General features: G+C 38.3%; 15 protein-coding genes. 6 read left to right on the top strand and 9 right to left on the bottom strand.

The window, feature by feature from the left end:
- Positions 1-23 precede the first annotated feature (23 nt).
- Positions 24-563, top strand: coding sequence for a hypothetical protein (locus K8P02_RS06270; protein WP_223382127.1), 540 nt, complete (start codon positions 24-26; stop codon positions 561-563).
- Positions 564-833: 270 nt separating this feature from the next.
- Here the strand turns inward: K8P02_RS06270 and K8P02_RS06275 are convergent, their stop codons facing one another.
- The 3 genes from K8P02_RS06275 to K8P02_RS06285 all read right to left on the bottom strand — a co-directional run bounded on the left by K8P02_RS06275 (position 834) and on the right by K8P02_RS06285 (position 3,078).
- A complete protein-coding gene (locus K8P02_RS06275) occupies positions 834-1,196 on the bottom strand; it encodes a DUF2023 family protein (RefSeq protein WP_025867146.1) in 363 nt (120 codons plus the stop codon).
- 26 nt (positions 1,197-1,222) lie between these two features.
- Positions 1,223-1,729, bottom strand: a complete 507-nt coding sequence (fldA, locus tag K8P02_RS06280; protein ID WP_025867147.1) for a flavodoxin FldA — start codon at positions 1,727-1,729, stop codon at positions 1,223-1,225.
- A 173-nt stretch (positions 1,730-1,902) separates the two neighbouring features.
- On the bottom strand, positions 1,903-3,078 hold the full coding sequence (locus K8P02_RS06285; protein WP_002559816.1) for a phosphoribosylaminoimidazolecarboxamide formyltransferase: 1,176 nt from the start codon (positions 3,076-3,078) through the stop codon (positions 1,903-1,905).
- A 255-nt stretch (positions 3,079-3,333) separates the two neighbouring features.
- Here K8P02_RS06285 and K8P02_RS06290 point away from each other — a divergent pair, with 255 nt between their 5' ends.
- A complete protein-coding gene (locus K8P02_RS06290; protein WP_025867148.1) occupies positions 3,334-4,038 on the top strand; it encodes a hemerythrin domain-containing protein in 705 nt (234 codons plus the stop codon).
- The gene (locus K8P02_RS06295) at positions 4,028-4,636 is read left to right on the top strand and encodes a response regulator transcription factor (protein WP_025867149.1); all 609 of its coding nucleotides are present in this window, start codon (positions 4,028-4,030) and stop codon (positions 4,634-4,636) included. The genes K8P02_RS06290 and K8P02_RS06295 overlap by 11 nt, the downstream gene beginning before the upstream one ends.
- A 480-nt stretch (positions 4,637-5,116) precedes the next feature.
- Here K8P02_RS06295 and K8P02_RS06300 read toward each other — a convergent pair whose 3' ends face one another.
- Positions 5,117-6,163, bottom strand: a complete 1,047-nt coding sequence (locus K8P02_RS06300) for a leucine-rich repeat protein (protein ID WP_025867150.1) — start codon at positions 6,161-6,163, stop codon at positions 5,117-5,119.
- Positions 6,164-6,332: 169 nt separating this feature from the next.
- Here K8P02_RS06300 and K8P02_RS06305 point away from each other — a divergent pair, with 169 nt between their 5' ends.
- From K8P02_RS06305 to K8P02_RS06315, 3 genes are all read left to right on the top strand, one after another.
- Positions 6,333-7,205: a CPBP family intramembrane glutamic endopeptidase gene (locus K8P02_RS06305; RefSeq protein WP_025867151.1), complete on the top strand. Its 873-nt coding sequence runs from the start codon at positions 6,333-6,335 to the stop codon at positions 7,203-7,205.
- 292 nt (positions 7,206-7,497) lie between these two features.
- Positions 7,498-9,057 (top strand): replicative DNA helicase, encoded by a 1,560-nt coding sequence (gene dnaB / locus K8P02_RS06310; protein WP_025867152.1) that lies wholly within the window; start codon positions 7,498-7,500, stop codon positions 9,055-9,057.
- 197 nt (positions 9,058-9,254) lie between these two features.
- The gene (locus tag K8P02_RS06315; RefSeq protein WP_025867153.1) at positions 9,255-11,159 is read left to right on the top strand and encodes a polysaccharide biosynthesis protein; all 1,905 of its coding nucleotides are present in this window, start codon (positions 9,255-9,257) and stop codon (positions 11,157-11,159) included.
- Between the two features lie 66 nt (positions 11,160-11,225).
- Here K8P02_RS06315 and K8P02_RS06320 read toward each other — a convergent pair whose 3' ends face one another.
- From K8P02_RS06320 to K8P02_RS06340, 5 genes are all read right to left on the bottom strand, one after another.
- Complete coding sequence (locus K8P02_RS06320) at positions 11,226-12,197, bottom strand: dihydroorotate dehydrogenase-like protein (RefSeq protein WP_025867154.1); 972 nt, start codon at positions 12,195-12,197, stop codon at positions 11,226-11,228.
- 11 nt (positions 12,198-12,208) lie between these two features.
- Positions 12,209-12,883, bottom strand: a complete 675-nt coding sequence (locus K8P02_RS06325) for a YggS family pyridoxal phosphate-dependent enzyme (protein ID WP_007485906.1) — start codon at positions 12,881-12,883, stop codon at positions 12,209-12,211.
- Between the two features lie 256 nt (positions 12,884-13,139).
- A complete protein-coding gene (locus K8P02_RS06330; protein ID WP_002559826.1) occupies positions 13,140-13,604 on the bottom strand; it encodes a DUF4494 domain-containing protein in 465 nt (154 codons plus the stop codon).
- 169 nt (positions 13,605-13,773) lie between these two features.
- On the bottom strand, positions 13,774-15,660 hold the full coding sequence (locus K8P02_RS06335; RefSeq protein WP_025867155.1) for a fimbrillin family protein: 1,887 nt from the start codon (positions 15,658-15,660) through the stop codon (positions 13,774-13,776).
- Between the two features lie 5 nt (positions 15,661-15,665).
- A complete protein-coding gene (locus K8P02_RS06340) occupies positions 15,666-17,564 on the bottom strand; it encodes a fimbrillin family protein (protein ID WP_223382130.1) in 1,899 nt (632 codons plus the stop codon).
- Between the last annotated feature and the right edge of the window lie 29 nt (positions 17,565-17,593).

Genomic DNA, 17,593 nt, shown 5'->3' on the forward strand with positions numbered 1-17,593 from the left:
GTATATTAATAACTTCTTGCACAATGCAAGATAACAAACGTTGCGATTTATTGTATGAAAAGGCATTGGATTGTTGGTGTAAATATTCCTTAAGTCACGACACTTTGCTTCTACGAAAATCAGAACAATATTTAGATAGTATTGATTGTAAACCTATTAAATATAGGGTATTTGAACTTAAGGTTTCTTTGATATATCTATTGAAAGATTACGAACGTGGAAAGGATTATATTGCATCATTTGATTCTTTAGACTTTGGAGTAGGTTATAAAAAGAATATGTATTTGAAGACATTTGAAGCTCTGACATTTGCTTCGCAGGGTGATACGATAAAACAAAATCAATTGTATTTGGAAATAGTGAAAAATATTCAAAATTATTTATCAAATAATCCCAATGAAGAATCTTTATATGATTTATATACGATTAAACGAAGAATAGAAAGTCGTGATAGTATTATTAAAGAAATAGAACACATTCGATTTTCTAAGTTATACAATGATGATTTTCTTAATGCTCTTATTGAAACAATAACTGCAAATGATGATGAGAATTGGTATTAATTGAATTGGCAAAATAAACAATGTGTTGTAGTTCTTATTTTATTTGTAATAATGTTAAATCGGATATGGGTAAAATAGAAGGTTTCTAATTTATATATTGGGTTGTAAATAAGAGTTTTTATCAGGTAGAATTTGAATTTATAGATGTAAAGTATGATACTATGTTCTGTGGAATTATTGAAAGATAAAAGAAGAAGCCGCTTTCCCTAACGAAGCGGCTTCTTTCCCCAAAAAGACATGCAAATAAGCTAACACATACAAAAAACTATACTAAACGGCAATCTTAATACCTCCTTTTTTACCACAATATCGCTTGCATTGCTGGCAGATATCATACCCCAACATAGCTCCTAAGATGAAATCTTCTTCAGGAGTCAGTTTATTGAGCGGACGGATGATGATATGGCGGATAGCCTCCATACACTCCGGTTTACCAAAGAACAGGTTGATTTTGTTTGGCCCTACTTTTTGAATCATATAACTGATGTTTTGATTCTCCAGTCGGCGCACTGCAAATTCTTCATATTCACGATTCATGGTATAGAGTACCATGTTGCGTACTCCTTTCTTAAATTCATAAATGTGATTCAGGAAAATTCTTACCTCTCCGGGGATTGTTCTTTCAGTAGCCATAATGCAAGTATATATAATAAAAAGTATTAGTTAATTTCTTTTTTGAGTATTTCCACCCATTGAGTGATACGTTCGTCTGTTTGACTGTCTTCGTTCACTTCATCAATAGGGAGCCCCATAAATTTGCCGTTCACTACTGCTACGGATGAATCGAAAGTATACCCTGCAGTGTCTACTGCACCAACAAATGTACAACCACTGGCTTTCAGATCTTCATATAAGATACCGATTCCATCGCAGAAGGTGTCGGCGTATGAATCGGAATCACCACAGCCAAATAGTGCCACAAACTTATGCGACAGGTCTGCTTTCTTCAGAACTTTAACGCCATCATACCAATCGTCCTGCAATTCGCCTGCGCCCCAGGTTGAAGTACCCAATACCAATACATCATATTCTTTTACCAGAGCATCAGTCAATACTGAAACATCATGAATATCTCCCTGAGGGACATTCAACTTCTCTGCAATGCGACGGGCCACGTCTTCTGTAGTTCCTGTAGTAGAACCGTAAAATACACCAATTTTATTCATTTTCAATTTCTGTTTTATTATAATGGTGCAAAGATAGGGTAGCCGGATGAAATAGAAAATCCCCATTTATAATGGAATAACACATTGGTTCTCATTATAAATGGGGATGTTACTATTGATTATTAATAAGTATGTTGGAGCCAGATAGATGCTTTTACACCTTATTAATTATATTAATGATGAAACAGACGGATACCCGTAAATGCCATGGCAATATTATACTTATCACACGTTTCAATCACATGATCGTCGCGTACCGAACCTCCCGGTTGTGCAATATAACTTACACCACTTTTGTGTGCACGCTCAATATTGTCACCAAAAGGGAAGAAGGCATCTGAACCCAATGCTACTCCGGTTAGCGTATCCAGCCACTCACGCTTTTCTTCGCGGGTCAGTACTTCCGGCTTTTCGGTGAAGAATTGTTCCCAACTGCCGTCTGCCAATACATCCATATAATCTTCAGAGATGTAAATGTCTATTGTATTGTCGCGGTCGGCACGGCGTATTTTATCTTTCCAGGGGAGGTTCATTACTTTCGGATGTTGACGTAGATACCAGATGTCAGCCTTATTTCCGGCAAGGCGGGTGCAATGGATACGTGACTGTTGTCCGGCACCAATACCGATAGCCTGTCCGTCTTTGGCATAGCATACGGAGTTGGACTGTGTATACTTTAATGTAATGAGGGCAATAAGCAGATCGCGTTTGGCATCGGCAGGAATCTCCTGATTCCGGGTCGGCATCTCTTTGAGCAGAGATTCGTCTATTTTCAATTCATTGCGTCCTTGTTCAAAAGTGATACCGAAAACATCCTTATGCTCGATAGGAGCAGGGCGGTATGCCGGGTCTATTTTTATAACATTGTAAGTACCTTTGCGTTTGTTACGAAGAATTTCCAGTGCTTCGGGTGTGTAATCAGGCGCTATAACCCCATCGGATACTTCGCGATTGATAAGACGTGCCGTCTCTTCATCACACGTGTCAGAAAGAGCAATGAAATCACCATAAGATGACATACGGTCTGCACCACGGGCACGGGCATAAGCAGTAGCCAGCGGAGAAAGTGGAAGATCGTCTGCAAAGTAAATCTTCTTTAGCGTCTCATTCATTTCTACCGCTACGGCAGCACCTGCCGGGCTGACATGCTTGAAGGAAGCGGCAGCCGGAAGTCCGGTAGCTTCTTTCAGCTCTTTTACTAATTGCCAGCTGTTGAATGCATCCAGTAAATTGATAAATCCGGGACGTCCGTTTAATACTTCGATGGGCAGTTCTCCGTCTTTCATGAAGATACGGGCAGGCTTCTGGTTAGGATTGCAGCCGTATTTCAGTTCTAATTCTTTTGCCATGATTTATAATTAAAAATTAAAGATTGAAAATTAAAAGACCGGTGTTGTAGCTTGATAAATTCTTTCTGATTATGAGCCTTATTACAGGCTTGTATGAACTTTACCGTCAAGGTTTCTTCCCGGACTAACGTCGCAAAGATAAGCATTTTAATTTTTAATTATTAATTTTTAAATCCCCAAAATACCTATAAATGGGGATTGCGTGCACGAAAAAATATCCGTTCCTTTGTACGCGTAATATAAAAATAGGTATAAATGGACAGATTACAAAAATATAAATCCTCCGATAAGATGATTGATCTTATCAGTGATAATTACTCTCTGTTACAGGTTATGAGCCGTTTTGGGTTGTCTTTGGGCTTTGGAGACAAAACGGTAAAAGAAGTTTGCGAGATGAATGGAGTCGATTGTCCGACGTTTCTTGCGGTAGTGAATTTTATGGCCGAGGGATTTTCGCGTATGGATGGTAAAACAGATGGTCTGTCTATTCCGGCATTGGTTGACTACTTGCGGCAGGCTCATATTTATTTTTTGGAGTTCTGTCTGCCTGCTATACGGCGCAAACTACTGGAAGCTATTGATTGTTCAGAGAACGATGTATCTTTTCTTATTCTTAAATTCTTCGACGAATATATGCGGGAAGTACGCAAACACATGGAGTATGAGGAGAGAACGGTGTTTAAGTATGTAGATGCGCTGCTTGAGAATAACGCACCAAAGAATTATCAAATCAGTACATTCTCCAAACACCATGATCAGGTAGGAGAGAAGTTGACTGAACTTAAAAATATTATTATTAAATACTGTCCTGCTAAGGCAAACACCAATTTGCTTAATGCTGCATTGTTTGATATATATGCTTGTGAAGAGGGGCTTGAGTCTCATTGTAAAGTAGAAGATTATATTTTTGTTCCTGCTATTCTGAAGTTGGAAAGGAGGATGAATGACAATGAAAAATAACGAAGCAATTCGCATAGCTGTTGCAGAAAATTCTGTGATTATCCGTAGTGGGTTGACACTGGCATTAAAACGTTTGCCTAATCTGAAAGTCCAGCCGGTAGAACTTCTTTCTGTTGAAGCATTACACGACTGTCTGCGTACGCAGTATCCCGATATATTGGTAGTAAACCCAACATTTGGTGACTATTTTGATGTAGTGCGATTTCGTGAAGAAACGACTGGAAAAGGAATTCGGGTGGTGGCACTGGTAAGTTCGTTTATTGATGCAAACCTGCTAAGTAAATACGACGATTCCATCTCTATTTTTGATGACCTGGAGACACTTTCCAACAAGATAACCCGTTTGGAGAATATTGAGCCTGATATAGAGGAAGACGGACAGGAGACACTAAGTCAGCGGGAGAAAGAAATTGTGGTATGTGTAGTGAAGGGGATGACAAACAAAGAGATAGCCGAAAAACTGTTTCTTTCTATCCATACTGTAATCACTCACAGAAGAAATATCAGTAAAAAGCTGCAAATACACAGTGCTGCCGGTTTGACTATCTATGCTATTGTAAATAAGCTGGTTGAACTGAGTGATGTGAAAGATTTATAGCTTTAAAAAGTGTTATAAAACGCAAAACCGTTTGCGCACACGGAAAAAAGCTGTATCTTTGCAGTGCAATTGAGAAATTGTTATTAGTTTAAAAGGTAAAAATAAGAAATTAAGGTATTAGAATTTAAGGTATAAACAAAGCTTCAATAGGTACAAATAAAAGGTAAAAGATTAATAAGGATAACAATAGAATAATAGGTAATTGAAGTTTTTTTAGGTAAGAAAGAAGATTGTAATTCAGGAAAAAAGAGGAAAACAAAAGAAAAGCCTTATGGCTTTTCTTATCAGAGGCGAGGAATTCTTTAAAAGAATTTGCTCGTTTTTTTATTTTATTATTTCGATGTAAGGTGCTGATAATCAATTAAAATAAGAATGTACACTTTGGTCATGCAAGAGTGTACATCTTTATATAACAAGAGTGTACACTCTTGCATGACAAAAATGTACACTCTTATGTTTCTTTATTAATTTTCTCGATTCCTACTTGTATATCAACTTGTTTTCTACCCCGTCGCCAAATAGATTATCACCCAATGTTGTAATTTTATCTCCTGTAGCTACCACATGCCGTAGATTATCACATCCCATAAATGCACCGAATTCAATAGCGGTTACACTGGCGGGTAACTCTACCGTACCACATAATCTGCCGCAATTGCTAAATACACGTTGGCCGATCACCTTTAGTCCGTGGGGCAATTTTATACGAAGCAAATATTTTTTTTGAGAGAATGTAAAATCCGGAATAGAAGTTGCATTTGTTTTTGCAATATCTACAGCAACGAGGTTGGGCATGTAGTCTCTGATTAGTTTGAAGTCGTTGTTGTCCAATTTACCTTCAATTGTGAGGAAGTTGATATCTTTGGGCTGTAAGCCTGCCTTTTGTATTTCACTCTCCAGACTACTCATTGCACCCACTTGCAAAGTAGCTTCCTGTGGTTCTCCTTCGATGAAGGCAAATGATTTCCAGTTATCCTTTATTTTGTATCCGTCGCTGCTACCTAATGGGACGAAAATGGCAGTAATACTGTCTGCCAACCCTTCCGGAAGGAGATTGGGCGGCGTTTTCTTTCTGATCTGGCAAATAGCAAGATTACTGCAACCCTTAAAAGCAGCATCTTCGATGTTCTTGATCTTTTCTGAAAGAACCACTTTTTTCAATGACATCTTTCCTTGAGGTTGTCCGTTTACTACCTGGCAGAATGCATATGCAGGAATAAAGTTGGGCATATATACATAGAATTTGTCGGGATGTGTTCCGGCTTTTCCTGTATACATTTTGATCTCTGCATTTGAGATATCGAGTACTTCTAAGTTTTTAAATTCATCCCGCAGGTGTCTGAAGTCTTCTGCATTGATTTTTCCTGTCAGTGTAAGATGAGTAACACTGTTTGCTTCGTCTTCGGTCATCATTGAAATCAATGTTCCTGCTTTGGATACAAAATACTGCTTTTTAATAGGTTGCGCCATAATTCCCGGGGTCGTTGCAGCCAGGAACAGACCTATAAATAAATGTTTTATTTTCATGAGTGAGCTTTTATTTAGACAAATATACAGAAAAAAGAGAGAACAAGCCTCTCTTTTTGTTTTTTATAGTTATTTTTGCTTCCGGCTTAACAATTAATAATGCGGCAGTGGGCATAGTTTTACTATAAGGCTATATGATTGTGGCATACTCTAAAGTAAATTATTATATATGGAACAAGAAAATGTTATCCGCCAGGAAAATCCCAGGACAGGGGTTCACGTACTTATCAGTCTGTCTGTTTATATAGGATTATATTTCTTTCTTTCCATGGTGCTTTCTGTGGCTGCTTATCTTGGTTTGGGGCTTTCGGGAGTACATGGATCGTATACACTGTCCCAATATGCAGTTATCCAGACAGCCAGTTTGTTGGCCAGTGTTCTTCCTGCTTTGTTTGTTCTTAAATATTGCGATTATCGCCCGTTTTCTGATTTAGGACTTAGTATCCGGGGGCGTTGGAAAGACTTCTTGTATGGATTGTTGGTGGCTGTACTCCTGTATGGTATTGGATTCGGACTTTCATTAGCATTGGGAGAGGTCAGGATTATGGGAGTTCATTTTAGCTTTACCAATCTGGCGGGGAGTTTCGGTGTCTGTATTCTTATTGCCCTTACAGAAGAAATAATGATTCGTGGCTATGTTTTGGGACGGTTGCTGCGGACGAGGCTTAACAAATTCCTTTCGTTGCTGATTTCGTCTGTGTTATTTTCTCTGATGCATCTTTTCAATCCGAATGTAGCTTTTCTTCCCATGCTGAATCTTGTGTTGGCTGGCTGTCTGCTTGGAGCTGCTTTTCTCTATACCCGTAATCTCTGGTTCCCGATTTCGTTACATCTGTTCTGGAATTGGTTACAAGGTCCTGTGTTGGGGTATAAAGTAAGCGGGATTGAGCTTTGTCCACCAATGTTACAGTTGCAACTGCCAGAGAATACCATTTTGAACGGCGGTACTTTTGGCTTTGAGGGATCTATCATCTGTACGATACTGATGATTGTACTGACGGGAAGTATTATCTGGTACTTTGAAAGAAGAAAATGCAGATAAATAGGTTCTCTTACTTATAAAATTACGTATTTAACGCAGTGTTAAATAGGTAATTAACGCACAGTTAAAATGCATAGTTTATATGGATAAAGTACGTACTTTAATGGTGTAGATATATAAATGTTAAATACACATTATTAGGTTGTAAATAGACATTTCTTATCAGTCTTGCTATCTTATTCTGCTATCAGTCTCATTTTTATTTTCTATCTTTGTCACCCCCCTTTGCATACTGGCAGTGTGCTTAAGGATTAGATTGTAAATAAATAGAATTTAAATAGTAAATATAAAGATGGCTGAACAACCCAAAAGAACTCCACGTAATACCAAATCCAAAACTCCGCAACCTATAACTGATTACGGACGTATTCAGCCTCAGGCACCGGAACTGGAAGAGGCTGTACTGGGTGCTTTGATGATCGAGAAAGATGCTTATTCTTTGGTGAGTGAAATACTTCGTCCGGAATCATTCTACGAACATCGTCATCAGTTGATCTATGCTGCTATAACCGATCTGGCAGTCAACCAGCAGCCGGTGGATATTCTCACGGTAAAAGAACAACTTGCCAAACGGGGTGATTTGAAAGAAGTAGGTGGTCCGTTTTACATCACACAGCTGAGTAGTAAAGTGGCCTCTTCGGCGCATATTGAATATCACGCCCGCATTATTGCGCAAAAGTACCTGGCACGCGAACTTATTACTTTTACCAGTGGCATTCAAAGTAAAGCGTTTGACGAAACGCTCGACGTGGATGACTTGATGCAGGAAGCCGAAGGAAAGCTTTTTGAAATCTCGCAGCGGAATATGAAAAAGGACTATACGCAGATCAATCCGGTGATTAGTGAAGCGTATCAGTTGATCCAGAAAGCTGCTGCCCGTGCCGATGGATTAAGTGGTTTGGAGAGTGGTTTCACTAAACTGGATAAGATGACTTCCGGTTGGCAGAATTCCGACCTTATCATTATTGCTGCCCGTCCGGCTATGGGTAAAACGGCTTTTGTGCTTTCCATGGCTAAGAACATAGCTGTCAATTTCCGTAATCCAGTTGCATTGTTTTCGCTTGAAATGAGCAATGTACAGTTGGTGAACCGTCTTATCTCCAATGTGTGCGAAATACCCAGTGAAAAGATCAAGAGCGGACAGCTTGCTGCATATGAGTGGCAACAGTTGGACTATAAACTGAAAGACCTGATCGACGCACCGCTTTATGTAGATGATACGCCTTCTCTATCCGTGTTTGAGCTTCGTACAAAGGCACGCCGTCTGGTACGTGAGCATGGTGTAAGAATCATTATTATTGACTACCTTCAGCTGATGAATGCCAGTGGTATGGCTTTTGGTAGCCGTCAGGAAGAGGTTAGTACTATCTCTCGTTCGCTCAAAGGGCTTGCCAAAGAGTTGAACATTCCTATTATTGCTCTGTCACAGTTGAATCGTGGTGTAGAAAATCGTGAGGGTATTGAAGGAAAACGTCCTCAGTTGAGTGACCTTCGTGAATCCGGAGCCATTGAGCAGGATGCCGATATGGTATGTTTTATTCACCGTCCGGAGTATTACAAAATATTTCAGGACGATCATGGAAATGATCTTCGTGGTATGGCCGAAATAATTATTGCAAAGCATCGTAATGGTGCTGTGGGTGATGTTCTGTTGCGATTTAAAGGTGAATATACTCGTTTCCAGAATCCGGATGATGATATGGTAATACCTGTGCCCGATGCAGGGGCGATGCCTGTACTTGGCTCACGTATGAATAGTAGCTCTGGTAATGTTCCGCCGCCTGTACCCGATTTTGCTCCACAAAGTGCCAATCCGTTTGGTGGAGGAGATGAAGGACCTTTGCCTTTCTGATTAGTAAGTTTTTGAGAATGTAATAAACGCATTGGAATCATTGAATTTCAATGCGTTTATTACATTTTTTTATTATTTTCGGTTTCTATTGATTTGTAGGGAAACACAAAAGATTTTTTATTATTTTGTAAAATAAAGCGGTGGTTGATAAAAATAATGTATCTTTGCAACGCCTAAAACAAAAAACTGTAAAAAGAATGAAACCAAGATTTTTTCATCGATACCTTTCCTCAAAGGTGTTGCCTATTTGGACTATTCTGTTGATTGATGTCTTTATTATTGTATCTTCGTGTATGTTGTCATATGCGCTCCGTTATGATTTTCGTAGTATTTTTTTAGACTCTTCTACTATTGATAAGACTATTCTCTGGACAGTAATTGTTAATCTGGTATTTTTCCGGGTATTTCGTACGTATTCCAATGTACTGCGTTTCTCTTCATTTGTTGATATTATGCGCATTTTCGTATCCCTCACCGTATCATATGGGACGTTGATGGTTACGAGTGTTCTTCTGGATACATATTTCAATGTAAAGATAGCTCCGGTAAGTGTGTTGTTTATGGCGTATGTCATAAATTTTGCTCTGATGGCTTGTTCGCGCATTGTGGTTAAAATGTTTTTTGAAATCATTAATTTTGACCGTAGCCAGACAGTTAATGTATTTATTTATGGTGCAAAAGAAGTAGGTGTAAATATAGCCAAGTCACTTCGTGTGAATTTACGTAATCATTATCGTTTGCGTGGTTTTATTGCCGACGAACCGGAATTGATTGATAAGATTATGATGGGAGTGAAGGTGTATCCCAATGATGATACGCTGATTGAGAGGTTGGAGGATCGCGATGTGAACACCATTATCATTTCTCCGGCTAAGATGGATCAGTTGAAGAAAACGGATATAGCAGATCGTTTGTTGGCTCATAATATAAAACTACTTACTGCACCTCCTTTGAGTGAGTGGGGTGGACAGCCTTTGAATCGTACTCAGTTGAAGGAAATCCAGATTGAAGACCTTTTGCAACGCGAACCGATTGAAGTGGATATTCATAAGATTGCTTCTCATCTTGAAGGAAAAAGGGTGATGATTACCGGTGCAGCCGGTTCTATCGGTAGTGAGATAATGCGTCAGGTAGCTTCTTTTAATCCTTATAAACTTATTCTGGTAGATCAGGCAGAGACACCATTGCATGATATTCGTCTTGAATTGCAGGATCGATGGAGAGATATTGATGCTGAGACAATCGTAGCAGATATTTCTAATCCGACCCGTATTGAAGCTATTTTCCGTGAATATAAGCCTCAATATATATTCCATGCAGCTGCCTACAAACATGTGCCAATGATGGAGGATAATGTGTCCGAGTCTATTCAGGTAAACGTAGCAGGTACACGTATTTTAGCTGATTTTGCTGTAAAATACGGTGCAGAGAAGTTTGTGATGATCTCTACTGATAAGGCTGTAAATCCAACGAATGTGATGGGATGTTCCAAACGTATTTGTGAGATTTATGTGCAGTCTTTAGCTAAGAAATTACAGGAAAAAGGAGAGGGAACCGTACAATTTATCACTACTCGTTTTGGAAATGTATTAGGCTCTAATGGCTCTGTTATTCCTCGTTTTCGTGATCAGATTCAGCGCGGAGGTCCTGTAACTGTGACTCACCCTGAAATTATTCGTTATTTTATGACTATTCCTGAAGCTTGTAGATTGGTACTTGAAGCCGGAAGTATGGGAAATGGCGGGGAGATTTATATCTTCGACATGGGCAAACCGGTTAAGATTGTTGATTTGGCTAAGCGTATGATTAGTCTTTCGGGGCGTACAGATGTAAAAATAGAGTTTACCGGATTACGGCATGGAGAAAAGTTATATGAGGAACTTTTGAACGTGAAGGAGTTGACAAAACCTACCTATCACGATAAGATTATGATTGCTACCGTCCGCGAGTATGATTATGATGAAGTAAAAGAGCGTATCCAGAATTTAATTGAAATGAGTTATACGTACGATCAGATGAAGATTGTAGCAGCAATGAAGGATATTGTTCCCGAATTTGTAAGTAAGAACTCTTGTTTTGAAGCGTTGGATAAGAAGAACTAATAGGCAAAAATAAAGGATAAAAAAATAGCTGTGTTACAAAAATAACGCAGCTATTTTTTTTATTCTCTATTTGTTGGAGAAGTATTTCAAGAATTGAGTACGTTCCCACATATTGATGCCTTGCACATCTTTTGCATTTAATTTTCCCTTAAACTGTGCAATACTTTTAAACCCTTTCTGTTCCATCCATGTGGCCAGGAAACGGGTCATTTCTCCAATATACATGTTGGTATTTTGGTAGATTGTACTACATACTTCTACAGCTGATGCTCCTGCCAGAATCACCTTTACTACAGCTGCAGGTTTGTGTACCCCTCCGGATGCTGCGTAATCGATCTTATCAACCATTGAAGAAGCAATTCCTACCCAACGAAGTGTTTTGGATAAGTCGGAAGCACTACTGAATACATTTCCGGAGATATGTTCCATCTTTTCAATATCAATATCCGGCTGGTAAAAACGGTTGAACAATACAACTGCTGCTGCGCCGTTAGCATAAAGTTGGTCAATGAGCGCCACAGGATTGGTCAGGTTATCACCCAGTTTCATGATTACAGGAATCTTAACGACTTTTTTAATATGACTCAGAATATCAATATGGCGTTGTTCAAACGAGCCATATTTATATTGAATGTCCGATTGCACTGCGAGGATATTAATTTCCAATGCATCCGCACCGGCTTCTTCCATCTGCTTTGCAAAATCAATCCATTCTGTATCTGTATAACAGTTGATACTTGCGATGATTGGAATATCACATACTTTCTTGCTTTCTTTGATCAGTTCCAGATATTCGGCCAGTTTATGTTCTCTGATATAATCAGCCAGATAATCATTACCCTCAGAATATGTGGGATCTTTAAGCTGATCAGCTTCAATAAGTATCTGCTCCTCAAAAAGCGATTTCAATACGATGGCTCCGGCTCCTGCTTCGGCCAACTTCTTGTTTTTTCCGGCACTATTGGTTAGTCCCGAACTGCTAATGATAATGGGATTCTTAAGTTGAAGCCCGGCAAAAGTAGTTTTTAAATCGGTCATAGTAGATAATTTTAAATGTTATAGTCTCTTTCTCCAAAAATCTTGCTTCCTATCCGTACAAGCGTACTTTCTTCGGCAATAGCCTGAGGATAATCATGTGACATACCCATAGATAGTTCACAAAAAGTGTCTGAATGAGAGAAATAAGTAGCTTTCAATTCTTTGAAAAGGCTATTTAAAGAACAGAATTCCCGGTCTATTTGTTCAACATCATCAGTGTTGCTGGCCATACCCATAAGTCCGCATATCTGTACGTTTTTCAGTTCTTTCCATGTTCCGGCAGACAACATCTCCCTGCATTCTTCAGCGCTGAAACCAAATTTTGTTTCCTCTTGTGCTATATGCAATTGCAACAGACACTTAATAGTACGCTCAACTTTGGCAGCTTGTTTATTTACTTCTACAAGTAGTTTGTATGAATCGATTCCATGAATCATGGCTACATAAGGAGCCATATATTTAATTTTGTTCGTTTGCAAGTGTCCGATGAAATGCCATTCAATATCCTTGGGCAAACTCTCGTGTTTGGCAGTCATCTCTTGCACCTTGCTTTCTCCGAAAATACGCTGTCCCGCATTATATGCTTCTTCTATCGCTTCATTGGGATGGAATTTCGAAACAGCAACCAGCCGGACCCTTGGAGGAAGTTCGGTCAGTACTTCTCTTAGATTCTCCGCAACACTCATATTGTTGATTTATAAATTATGTTTTTTGAATCATGATTTATGAAAAATTTCATTGTAAGTATCCTAATTAAATGATCGTATCATTGAAACACAGATTATCGTAAATTCACGCAAAGAATATCGTCTCTCAAATACGGCAAGCCTTCTAAATCTGCAAAAATCTACGATCATTTGTGTTTCAATAAAACGCTGTCATAGTATGAATTAAATTTGAAGTACTATTTATGAAATTCATAAATCATAATTCAACACTCAATTAAACTTCCGGTTTGTCATTAGGTCCTGCACTGTATGGATATACGTCCATAATGGCAGTCTCGGCTACAGAACCAATTTGGTAATCAGCCATTGTACCTTTCATTCCTTCATCCAGTTTTTTCACAGCATCACGCAAATCAGATGCCTGCACTAATACCTGTGTGGATGTTTTTTTCTCAGCACCACTTTTTTCGTCCAGAGTGACAAAGATGAGTTTGCATTTGAACCAGCGGTCTGCCGATTCCTCTTCACTGGGAAATAGTTCACTGTAATTGGCGCGTTTGATATCTGAAACGGTGAATTCTCCTGTGATGAATGGAGTCATCTCCTCAATAATGCGTGCTTCTGCTTCTGTAAAGCTGAGTGCATCTACCAAATAAGGTTCGGTTACTTTTTTGTTCATTCCGTTTTCCATTAGTTTTTCGTAACGGATTTTGCACTCAAACCAGGTATGCATTGCCATATTTTTCTTCTTTTTATTTAGTTAATATATTATTTTTCTGCCATTTATCTTTTCAATAGGGCTAAATGGTCTACAAAGATAATTCAAAAAACATCTTTCTGCATCTATAAACAAAAGAATTTATCATAAATGAAACAGGTTTTAGAGTCTTTTTTCAGAATGAACTTACCTACTCAATTACACATCTCACTGAATATCCGCAATAATCTGAGTAGGCTGCTCCTTTAATTTCATGCGTGTCATACCTCAGAAGAATACCGTTTTCTGCTACTGCTTTCTGGGTGGCTCCCATATTCCAATAAGCAGTATATTTTCCGGCAAATTGATAGATACTGGAATCGTTCTCTTTTACTTTAGTAAAGATGCCGGTGGCAATAGCATTGAATCCTGTTGCATTGGAAGGTACGGACTCGGACTTTTCCCATAAATCATTTCCTTTCAGAACAGCCCCGTCTCCTTCGATGTATGTTTTTAATAGCTGCCAGGCTTCATTATCGGCTATTTTCCATCCTTTTGGAGCTAACTTTCCGGTGATAACAGCTGCTTTATTATAGAAAATAAATGTGGATTCTTTGAAATATCCGGCAGAGCTTTTAGAATAATTGGAAGCTGTTTTTAAGGTAATTTTCTTTCCGTCATTGTATAATGTTGTCCGGAGATTTTTTCTGGTCCAATATTGAGTTCCGATTTTTACAATGGGATACGTGATTATTTCACTTCCTCTGACGTCGGACAATATCTTCTTTTTAAAAGATAGTAACACTGGATCGATGGGAGGTGTAAATGCAATTGATAAATCGGAAGTGATATAGAAGGAAGAGATTGGATTCTGGTTGCCGGGAGTGTAACTTAATGTGTTTGTATCACCTTGCCACATCACTTTACCACCATGTATTGCCTTATCATCACTGATTATCTGAAGTACGGTTCCTTCTGTCCAGTCACTTTTTCCATCTTTTACAGGATAGATAACAATCGCTTGTGCATGTATTTCGGAAGCAGATAAATATTCTTTGCAAACCTCTGCTACTATTTTTCCATCAAAGGTGATGTTGTATACAGAACTCTGTTCGAAATCAAAATCGCTAATTGAGATACATGTCTTTTCTACCTTTTCAACGGGAGTGATCTCACTTTTGTTTCCTTCTTTCCAGTCATTAATATCTGGTATTATTCCACTTATTCCTTGTTGCGGATTGTAGAGTATTGTGAGCTCACAGGAAGTACCGTTTCCTAACTCATAATTCTCAGTTAGCTGACATTCATAATGTTTAGAATCTACAGATAATGTGAGTATCTCTGTTCCTGCTGCTATTGTTTGTGGAATTAGTATACTCCTTTTCCCAATTAGCGCCTCATTGTCGATTTCCCATTCGCCGTTTGGAAGAATATTCTGAATATTGCTGAGCAATGAAAATTCTTTTGTCTCTATGTTATATTTGGCCTGTGTGAAAACGTCGTTAATGCGAACTGAGGGGTTACTTTTTTTTAGTACATTTATATCATATCCTTCTGTTGGCTTGATTCTGACAGTCAGTTGGCATAGTTGGTGTATATGAGGCAATTCTACATTTTTTTTACCCGAAGCGACATTGCTAACTTGTGCGGTCATAAAATCAGAATTGTTATAGCCAACAGTTGAACTCTGATCTGTACATACAGTTAGATCTATCGTATTTTCCCCTTCTGTAATGCCAGTTTCCTGATAGGGGTAATAACTAATGAAATTGCATTTTATCTTTTCTGCCGGATAATATATTTCTTCATCAGGAACAAATCCTGAGGTTGTACAATTGAAACGTTTGTTTGATACATAACGCTCCTTACTCAAAGTCGCAGGCGATACCAGGACATATAGTCCAATAGCTTCATTACACTCTTTTTGGTAAATTTGAGTATGGAGTGTTTTTGCTGATATTTTTATAGGAACATCGCCGGGAGTAATGGAAGTATTTTCTTTTTCTTCTTCTCCGATGCTGTTGACACACGAACAGGCTATCAAAGCACTTAATGCAATGATGCCTGTACGAATTATTGTCTGGATATAGATATTCATATGTGTTACTCTTTTAGGCAACGTATGGAATAGGCACAGTAATCGGAGTTTTTGAATTCTCCTGTGTTATTTAGTTTATAGCTGAGAGCAAAACTTGTATTATTAGGGGATGATTGGGCTTCTTGTAATGTCCAATAACCGACATATTTTTGAAGAAAGTTGTGATCACTTTCGTCTTTTTTGTCGTTTTTTGTATATGTTCCTACCGGCTTTCCGTTAAATCCGGTTTTATTATTGGCTTTATCTGCTCCTTCTTCTATTGTCCATACACCCGATTTCAATGTCGCTGCTTCATTTTTTATGTAGTTCTTTAATTTCTCCCATTCTGTGGTATCTGGTATTTTCCAACCTTGTGGAGCTATTTTGCCTGTGATGATAACTGCCTGATTATAGAAGTAATTAGAATTATTTAGATAATAACCCGCTGTTGTCTTTGAGAGATTTGTTGTATTATTGGTAATAGCAGTCGCATCATTATACTTAGTAGTCTTCAGATTCTCCTGCATCCAGTATTGGGTACCTATTTTTACAATTGGATAAATATTTGTTTCGGCACCTCTGATATCTGTTAACATGCTTTCTTTGGCTTGAATTAGTTGTACGTCTTCACTTTTTTCAAAGATTATGTTTCCATCTTTGTCTGCATAAATTTGTTCTATTGGAGCTTTGTCTCCGGTTATGTAGGTAAATGAATTATTGGTTTTGTCCCAGTTGATATTTCCTCCATGTATACTTTGAGTTTCACCCAGTATTTGCAGTACAGTTCCTTTGTTTGAATTGTTTGTAGGATATAAAACAATAGCTTGCGCATCGATATTATCGCCTAATAGGTATTCTTTACAAATCTCTCCGATCACAATATCCGAAGAAGTTATCAGGTTGTATATACCGGTTTTCTCAAAGTTTAAATCAGAGATAGTTATCGAGCTGTTATCTACTTTTTCTTCAAGGTCTGTACTGCTACTGCTTCCTGGCTTCCAATTGCTTATGGATGTCGTGATACCTCCTATTCCTACCCTTGAATCATATCTGAGTAAGAGTTCGCAGCCAGCTTCACTTTCTAAAATAAGATCCATTGGCATAGATGCACAATAAACTTTGTTGTTAACCCGCAATGTTAATTCGCAATCGGGCGTTATAGGTTGCGGTATTAAAATGACTTTTTTTCCGGTAAGTTGGTGACTTTCTTCGTCTATTTCCCATTTTCCGTTTGGGATAATGCTTTGTGGGGTATTGAATGCGCTGAATAATTCTGTATCCATGTTATATGTAGCTTTTGTATTCAGATTACTGATACTGATAGATGCATTCTGTTGTAGTTCATTGATATTTTCTTCTTCGTAAACTTGTAGAATGATATTTAACTGGCACAACTTGTGATTATATTGTAAGTTTACTGCCTTCAGGCTTGGGGAGATCCCGGTTGCTTTAGCTACCATAAAATCAGAATTACTATATTCTGTAGTTGAACTTTGATCGGGGCTGACATTGACGTTTATGTTACTACTTCCTTGTATGATTCCTTCCTCCTGATAAGGGTAATAACTGATGAAATCGCATTTGCCTTCTCCTTTAGGGTAGTATATTTCTTCTTCAGGAGTAAATACGTCTGATGAATATACAAGGCGCATATTATCTATATGTCTTGATCCGCTTAGATTTTCCGGTTGGGCTAATACGTAAAGTCCGATGGCATTGTCGTTGTCAAATTTGTTATCGGTGATACGTGTGTGAGTCTGGACTTGTAATATTCGTCCGGAAATTGTGATGGGTATATTGCCCGAAGCAGGTAGAGGAGGAGTAGGTTCTTCTAACGGTTGAATATTGTTAACGCAGGAAAAATAGAAAAGAGAGACTACTGCTAACAGACTATGTTTAGCAGTTCTTTTAAGAGTGTTTTTCATATTATTTTATTGTTTTGTTATCCGGTAAA

It is taken from the genome of Bacteroides nordii, from assembly GCF_019930665.1.
In the GTDB taxonomy this organism is placed as follows: domain Bacteria; phylum Bacteroidota; class Bacteroidia; order Bacteroidales; family Bacteroidaceae; genus Bacteroides; species Bacteroides nordii.